Raw genomic sequence first — 7,213 nt, forward strand, 5'->3', positions numbered from 1 at the left:
AGTGGTAGTTCAGTTGGTTAGAATACCGGCCTGTCACGCCGGGGGTCGCGGGTTCGAGTCCCGTCCACTCCGCCACTATTTAAAAAGCCCTAATCGAAAGATTAGGGCTTTTTTACGTCTGTATATGTCTTGTCCTGAAATGTGTTTACACATTTAGGACTTTTATATGACAAATCAAGAAAAAACAAAGAATAAGCGAACTCAACGCGATTATTCATTAGGCTTTAAATTGCAGCTTGTTACCGCTATAGAAAAGGCGATATGACCTATAAGCAAGCTCAACATATTTATGGTATTCAAGGCCGCTCTACCGTACTTACTTGGTTAAGAAAACACGGTAAGATGGACTGGTCTTAATCACCTAAGATTATTATGCCTAAATCTCCGAAAGCAAAAGAATCACCTGCACAAAAAATCAAACGTTTAGAGCGAGAGCTTGATGATGAAAGAATGCGTAATTTATTACTTAATGAAGTGGTAAATATTATGGATGCAGAGCACGGCGCTGGCCTTAGAAAAAAGTATATTGCCAAGGAGCAAGAAGCCTTCAAAAGTAGAAAATAATTAGCTTAGGGCGAGCTAGTCAGCTACTTGCATTACAAGGCAATGCATATACCAACAAGAACGTAGAGCTTTGAGCGTGCAGTTGAACTTTCACCAGTTAAGAATATGGTGTAAGAAATTCGACGATATATGCCTCGGATTGGAGGTAAAAAATTATATTTTTTACTTAAGCCGAAATTTATCACTCATGGTATAAGGTTAGGGAGAGATAATTTCTTTTCTTATTTAAGAAATGAGCGTTTATTAGTAAAGCCTAAACGAAGTTACATAAAAACTACCTACAGTAAGCATTGGATGAAAAAACATCCGAATTTACTAAAAGAAGTATACCTCAAACACCAGAAGAGGTTTTTGTCAGTGATATCACTTACGTTCAATCACAAGAAGGTGTTCATTATTTATCTTTAGTAACAGATGCTTATAGTCGAAAGATTATGGGGTATGAATTAAGTGATGAAATGAAAGCGACAGATGTGGTCAAAGCCCTTGATATGGTAATAGATTGTCGTCAGTATCAAAGAGAGACTATTCATCATTCAGATCGGGGCTTACAATATTTTTCAAAGATTTATCAAAAAAACTCAGCGAAAATGATATTAAGCCATCAATGACTGATGGATATGACTGTTATCAAAATGCACTAGCAGAACGAATAAATGGGGTCCTTAAACAAGAGTTCCTTTTATACGAGTGCAAAAGTTTAGACGAATTAAGGTGTCTAGTTGAAGAGTCTATTTTTATTTATAATGAAATGCGACCACATTTAAGTTTGGGAATAAAAACTCCAAATCAAGTACATAAAAAAAGCCAAGTGCATAAGCACTTAGCTTTCAATTAAAAATCGTCAACGTATTTTAGGACGAGACAATAAAATAAAATTTGATTAATCAGTGGTGTTTTGGTTATGTTGATGACGTAGATTAATAATATTTAGATAAAGAAAGAGGCCTTAATAAGCCTCTTTTAATTATAAAATTTGATTTAGTATGTGATCGGCTTTTATTCGTTTAATGCGTTTTATTAAACGTTTTACAGGGATCGGATAAGATTCTAGTTTATCGACTTGCTTGTAAGAACCGACTAATTGAGTATGTTGAAGTATTACCTTTAGTTCGGATTCTTTTTCGGTGATTAGCAATTTTTCTGGATCTTGTAATAACAACCCATTTTCTAGGTCTAATTTCCAAGCTCTTGGGTTTAAATTACTACCAGTGATTAAGGTGAATTCATTATCAACCCACAAACCTTTTAAGTGGAAACTATTATTCTCATGTTTCCATAAATGGATTGATAGCTGTCGACTTGCAATAGATGTTTCATTTGATTTTGCAAAGTGTCGAAGGTTCATCTCATATAAATAGGGAAGTCCTGCTATCGTTCTAAAATCCTCTTCTGGAGCGATATAGAAGTCGTTAGCTGTTTTGTCACCAACGATAATAGTCACTTTCACTCCTCGACGGAGTGCTTTTTTTAGTTCTTTCGCAATCTGTTTTGGAAAGTTGAAATAAGGAGTACATATTGTTATTTCACTTACCGCAGATGCAAGCAATAATTGTATGTATTTGTTTAAGCGGTTACCTTTGCGACCTAAACCAATTAAAGGTGTAACACCAACTTCACCTACTTTTCTTGTTTGAGGTATAAATTGGTAATTTACAATGCTTAATTGTTGCCTTAGTTCTTTGATTGCAGGCTTTAATGATTTTGTATCTGGTCGATTGGCTTGTGATAAGCAATTTACAGCGTCACTAGCTATAAGTGTCTTGGAGATAAGTGACACCATAGAATTGGCTAAGAATGCATTGTTCAGTATATGGTATCGATCAAAACGATATTTATCTTTATGAGCAAGATATACATCATTTAAGCTTGCGCCACTATAAACGACGGTATCATCAAAAATAAAGCCTTTAAGATGTAGGACACCGAAAACTTCTTTATTCCTTACTGGTACACCTAATACATTTATTGGGTACTTGTAAGTTTCGGAAAATTCACGATATAGAGCAGCATTACCATCGCTTTTTTCGGCACCAATTAAGCCTCTTTGTGCTCTGTGCCAATCAACTAGAACATTCACATCTAATGATGGTTGTTTTTGTTTTGCTTCATATAATGCAGTGAAAATTTCTCTACCTGCATCATCATTTTCAAGATATAGAGCCACGATGTAGATGCGTTTTGTAGCTTTTTTTATTTGGTTTAATAGTTCATACCGAAAATCTTCAGCTGTATGAAGGGTCTTTATATTCTCAGGATGTTGAGACAACATAGGGAGCTTACGTAGCTGCTCTTTACTTTCATGAGTTGTTGAGTTCATAACTAGTCATTAAATTATCAATATAATATCCGATATTTTAGCAAATTTAAGTCAAAATGCCGAGATTAATGTCGAATACTTAATCTTTTTTATATCGTAGAATATGAAGTTTTTTTCCTGAATTTGAGTATCGTTCAAATTTGGACCTAATAACATTTGGAATGAACGTTGACTCTGCGATGATAAAGTGATTTTGAGTATAAAAAGATAAAAGAGAGGGCTCACAAAAACAATAGCAATTTTGAATGTTATCTATACGAGTCATGATTTCTTTTAAGAAATAGTTACCTAGTTTTTTTCTTCTTCTATTCTCAATTATCATCATACCGGTTAAAAAATTACAATCTTGATAGGTCTTTATACGGACAGAACCTATGATTTTCTTGTCGTCTTCAAGTATTAATATTTCTTCTTTTCCTTTAGGTTTGCCTGATGGGTAATTCTCTTTATAAATCTTATGAAGAAGAGGTAAGCGCATTTTGTTTAAGTGAGAAACAGTAAGATTCATTCGTTGGATTCTATGTAGATTGCATTCATTGCGTTAGAATGTACTTAATCTAACCTATGAAATAAAGTGATATGAATATTTTATTAAATAAAAATCTTCGCCCTTTTAATAGTTTTTCTATTGACGTTAATGCGGATGTTATTATCGAAGCAAATTCAATAAATGATTTTATTGATATATGGTCAAATGACGATTATCGCTCATCGATTAAGTTACCATTAGGGCGAGGCAGTAACACTTTATTTTGTAATGATTTTTCTGGTGTTATTGTACTTAACCGAATTTTGGGTAAAGAAGTAACGGAAACAGAAACTGATTATTTATTATCTATTTCAAGCGGTGAAGATTGGCCTAGTTTTGTTAAGTGGTGTGTAGAGCATAATTACAATGGTATTGAAAATCTTGCAATGATCCCTGGTTGTGTAGGATCTGCTCCTATTCAAAATATTGGTGCATACGGTTTAGAGTTTAAAGATGTTTGTGATTATGTTGAGTATTTAGATTTAGAATCATTAAACATTAAACGTTTATCAAAAAGTGAATGTGATTTTGGTTATAGAGAGTCAATTTTCAAGAAATCATTAAAAGATAAAGTAATCATTACATCTGTCGGTTTTAAATTATCAAAATCGTGGGCCCCACTTTTGACGTATGGGCCCCTTGCCGATTTAGGTAGTGTGGTAGGAGTAACCGCTGAATCTGTATTTAAAGCTATTTGTGATATTCGCTCTCTTAAATTACCCAATCCTGAAGTGCTTGGGAATGCCGGTAGTTTTTTTAAAAATCCTATCGTATCAGATGAATGTTACTTAAAACTATCGAAAAAATTTCCTACTCTGCCTGCATATACCGTCTCTGATGGAAAGAAAATAGCTGCAGGTTGGTTGATAGATCACGCGGGACTTAAAGGTTTCTCGATTAACGATGCCCAAGTGCATAAAGAACAAGCTCTTGTACTAATCAACAATGGAAATGCAACATCGAAAGATATTTTAGAGTTAGCTCGCCATGTTCAAAAAACAATTTTTGATATTTATCATATAGAGTTGGAACATGAAGTTCGATTTTATTTTTCGGGCAAAGAAACGTCACTCTCGGAGTTGTTTGAATGAAGGAACACTTGAAAAAACTAGAAATATTGAAGGCGCTCAGTGATGGTTCTTTTCATTCAGGTGAGGAGTTAGGTGATGACATTGGCGTATCCAGAGCTGCCATAAGCAAGCATATTAAGGGGGTTCAGGAATGGGGATTATCAATATATAGAATTCAGGGTAAAGGTTATGCTTTATCTTCTCCTTTAGAATTACTCTCAGCAGATCAGGTCATATGTAAGGATCTGCCACAAACTTCAATTCTTGGTGTTGTTGATTCTACAAATCAGTTCTTATTGGACCAAATGACTGTTCTTAAAAAAGGGCAATCTTGCTTTGCTGAATATCAAGTGGCAGGGCGAGGAAGGAGAGGTCGAACATGGGTATCTCCATTCGGTAGTAATATCTACTGCTCTATATTCTGGAGATTTGATAATGGACTTGCCGCAACCATGGGATTAAGTTTAGCCATTGGAATCGCTGTTGTTGATGCCTTAGAAGTTATGGGTTGTAAAGGTTTAAAGTTGAAATGGCCGAATGATATTTATTGGAATGAATTAAAGTTAGCTGGTGTTCTTATTGAGCTTTCCGGTCAATCAGGAGGAAGTGCAGATGTGGTTATTGGAATTGGTATCAATATAGAATTGAATGAAAAATCTGCTTTAGTGATTGATCAACCTTGGGTTGATTTGATGACTATATTAGGTGAAAGGAACATCAGAAATAAGCTTGCGAGTGAATTATTAGTTTCCTTAAATAAAACATTACTTGAGTTTGAACGTTCGGGGCTACAGTCTTTCATCAACCGATGGAAAAAACTTGATAATTTTATAGATGAAAGCATCACGCTTACCATGGGAAGCCAATCGATTCATGGTGTTTGTCGAGGTATAAATTCGCAAGGTGCGATATTGCTTGAACGTAACTGTATCGTCGAATCTTATTTCGGTGGTGAGATTTCAGTTAGAAAAGCGTGATTATTTTTTTATCGATACGTATTCAATAGAATGATGCTCACCTTTCGTTAGAATTAAACTGGCTCTTTCTTTGGTAGGTAATATATTTTCAGTTAAATTTAATCCATTGATGGTATTCCAAATATGCTCTGCTTTTTCAATGGATTTTTCAATGGATAATCCTGTGTAGTGTGAGAAGTAAGAATTATCTTTTTTGAATGTACTGACTCTTAATTTAAGAAAACGCTCTACATACCACTGTTTTAGTAATATGGGTGCCGCATCGACATAAATCGAAAAATCAAGAAAATCAGACACAAAAGTATTATGGTTATCGTGAGGGTAATCACTGCCATTTTGAAGTACATTTAAGCCTTCAATTATTAGTATGTCAGGTTTATTAATTACTTTTTTTTCATTTGTCACATCGTAGGTCAAATGCGAATATACTGGTGCTTTTACGTTTGCCTTACCTGATTTTATATCTGAAACAAAGGAAACTAAGGTTTGAATATCATAAGATTCAGGAAATCCCTTCTTATGCATAATATTATGTTCATTTAAATATTTGTTGGGATATAAAAACCCATCAGTGGTTACTAGCTGAGTGCTCAATTCTGGAAGCAATTGAGTTAATAGCGTTTGTAAAATACGAGCTGTCGTACTTTTACCAACAGCAACGCTTCCCGCGATACCAATAATGAATGGTGATTGGAAGCCTTTGTTTAAAAGGAAGTTATCGAGGATAATGTTTTTTTGTTGATAGCTTTCTATATGTAATTGGATCAAACGTATCAACGGTAAATATATCTCTGAGACTTCATTTATATTTATATTTTCATTAATCCCTCGTAATGCCATTAATTCGACTTCTGTGAGCGTTAAAGGTATTGAATTACGTAATTCTGCCCAGCTCTTTCGAGTGAAATTTAGGTATGGATTCACAATGCTTACCAGATGATTAAATGAATTTGAACAATACAGTAAGGCATAAGAATAAAAAAGTAGCCTAGGTTTGTTTTTAAGAAAGTTTGAGTGAAAAAAGCTTATTTATTCTAGTTCATGTAAAAAAAAACAGATTATTGAAATTTTCGGTTGCATGATATTTCCATATTAACTAGAATGCGCACCAATTGTGCCGACTTAGCTCAGTAGGTAGAGCAACTGACTTGTAATCAGTAGGTCACCAGTTCGACTCCGGTAGTCGGCACCATTTCTTTTTATGTTTAATATAAAGAAATAAAAATGTGGAGGGGTTCCCGAGTGGCCAAAGGGAGCAGACTGTAAATCTGCCGCGTAAGCTTCGATGGTTCGAATCCGTCCCCCTCCACCATATTCAAGGTTAAATAGTTCTGTCGAATGACATGCGTGCATCGTATAATGGCTATTACCTCAGCCTTCCAAGCTGATGATGCGGGTTCGATTCCCGCTGCACGCTCCATCTTCTCTATTTATCCTTTATAACTTCAAATATGTTTTTATTGGTTACGTGGCCATATAAAGCCACCAATAGCCGTACCTAGAGGGACTATCCATGTCTAAAGAAAAATTTGAACGTACGAAACCGCACGTAAACGTTGGTACAATCGGCCACGTTGACCACGGTAAAACAACTCTAACTGCTGCTATCTGTACTACACTTGCAAAAGTTTACGGTGGCGTAGCTAAAGATTTCGCATCAATCGATAACGCTCCTGAAGAGCGCGAGCGTGGTATCACAATCTCAACTTCTCACGTTGAGTACGATACTCCTGCACGTCACTATGCACACGTT

At 35.2% G+C, this 7,213-nt stretch carries 6 protein-coding genes, 3 tRNA genes and 1 pseudogene; 7 read left to right on the forward strand and 3 right to left on the reverse strand.

The annotated features are described in order from the left end of the window. Positions 1 to 166: 166 nt before the first annotated feature. Positions 167 to 1,402 (forward strand): annotated as a pseudogene (locus tag AACV33_RS20125) (IS3 family transposase). A gap of 129 nt (positions 1,403 to 1,531) precedes the next feature. Here AACV33_RS20125 and pssA read toward each other — a convergent pair. Then, positions 1,532 to 2,884, reverse strand: a complete 1,353-nt coding sequence (gene pssA / locus AACV33_RS20130) for a CDP-diacylglycerol--serine O-phosphatidyltransferase (RefSeq protein WP_017020370.1) — start codon at positions 2,882 to 2,884, stop codon at positions 1,532 to 1,534. A gap of 79 nt (positions 2,885 to 2,963) precedes the next feature. After that, positions 2,964 to 3,392 carry a GNAT family N-acetyltransferase gene (locus AACV33_RS20135; protein WP_017020369.1) on the reverse strand — a complete coding sequence of 143 codons (429 nt, stop codon included), beginning with the start codon at positions 3,390 to 3,392 and terminating at the stop codon, positions 2,964 to 2,966. Positions 3,393 to 3,463: 71 nt separating this feature from the next. Between AACV33_RS20135 and murB the strand changes: the two genes are divergently transcribed. Both murB and birA read left to right on the forward strand, forming a co-directional pair. Beyond that, the gene (murB, locus tag AACV33_RS20140; RefSeq protein ID WP_065611292.1) at positions 3,464 to 4,504 is read left to right on the forward strand and encodes a UDP-N-acetylmuramate dehydrogenase; all 1,041 of its coding nucleotides are present in this window, start codon (positions 3,464 to 3,466) and stop codon (positions 4,502 to 4,504) included. Continuing rightward, complete coding sequence (gene birA, locus AACV33_RS20145) at positions 4,501 to 5,460, forward strand: bifunctional biotin--[acetyl-CoA-carboxylase] ligase/biotin operon repressor BirA (protein ID WP_065611290.1); 960 nt, start codon at positions 4,501 to 4,503, stop codon at positions 5,458 to 5,460. Before murB ends, birA begins: the two co-directional genes overlap by 4 nt. On the opposite strand, the gene coaA is transcribed toward birA, so the two are convergent. Next, positions 5,461 to 6,384: a type I pantothenate kinase gene (gene coaA, locus AACV33_RS20150; protein WP_065611288.1), complete on the reverse strand. Its 924-nt coding sequence runs from the start codon at positions 6,382 to 6,384 to the stop codon at positions 5,461 to 5,463. Positions 6,385 to 6,576: 192 nt separating this feature from the next. Here coaA and AACV33_RS20155 point away from each other — a divergent pair. From AACV33_RS20155 to AACV33_RS20170, 4 genes are all read left to right on the forward strand, one after another. Next, positions 6,577 to 6,652: transfer RNA gene (locus AACV33_RS20155), tRNA-Thr, on the forward strand. A gap of 36 nt (positions 6,653 to 6,688) precedes the next feature. Next, positions 6,689 to 6,772 (forward strand) — tRNA-Tyr (locus AACV33_RS20160). A 33-nt stretch (positions 6,773 to 6,805) separates the two neighbouring features. Beyond that, a tRNA-Gly gene (locus tag AACV33_RS20165) sits at positions 6,806 to 6,880 on the forward strand. A gap of 93 nt (positions 6,881 to 6,973) precedes the next feature. Next, positions 6,974 to 7,213, forward strand: a 240-nt coding sequence (locus AACV33_RS20170) for a GTP-binding protein (RefSeq protein ID WP_255458647.1), incomplete at its 3' end; no start/stop codon positions are given.

The sequence above is a fragment of the Aliivibrio sp. SR45-2 genome (assembly GCF_963890165.1).
In the GTDB taxonomy this organism is placed as follows: Bacteria; Pseudomonadota; Gammaproteobacteria; order Enterobacterales; family Vibrionaceae; genus Aliivibrio; species Aliivibrio salmonicida.

What these genes read in the sequence shown, in the direction of transcription:
- pssA (WP_017020370.1), bottom strand. Translation starts at nt 2,884, where the DNA reads ATGAACTCAACAACTCATGAAAGTAAAGAGCAGCTACGTAAGCTCCCT.
- AACV33_RS20135 (WP_017020369.1), bottom strand. Translation starts at nt 3,392, where the DNA reads ATGAATCTTACTGTTTCTCACTTAAACAAAATGCGCTTACCTCTTCTT.
- murB (WP_065611292.1), top strand. Translation starts at nt 3,464, where the DNA reads ATGAATATTTTATTAAATAAAAATCTTCGCCCTTTTAATAGTTTTTCT.
- birA (WP_065611290.1), top strand. Translation starts at nt 4,501, where the DNA reads ATGAAGGAACACTTGAAAAAACTAGAAATATTGAAGGCGCTCAGTGAT.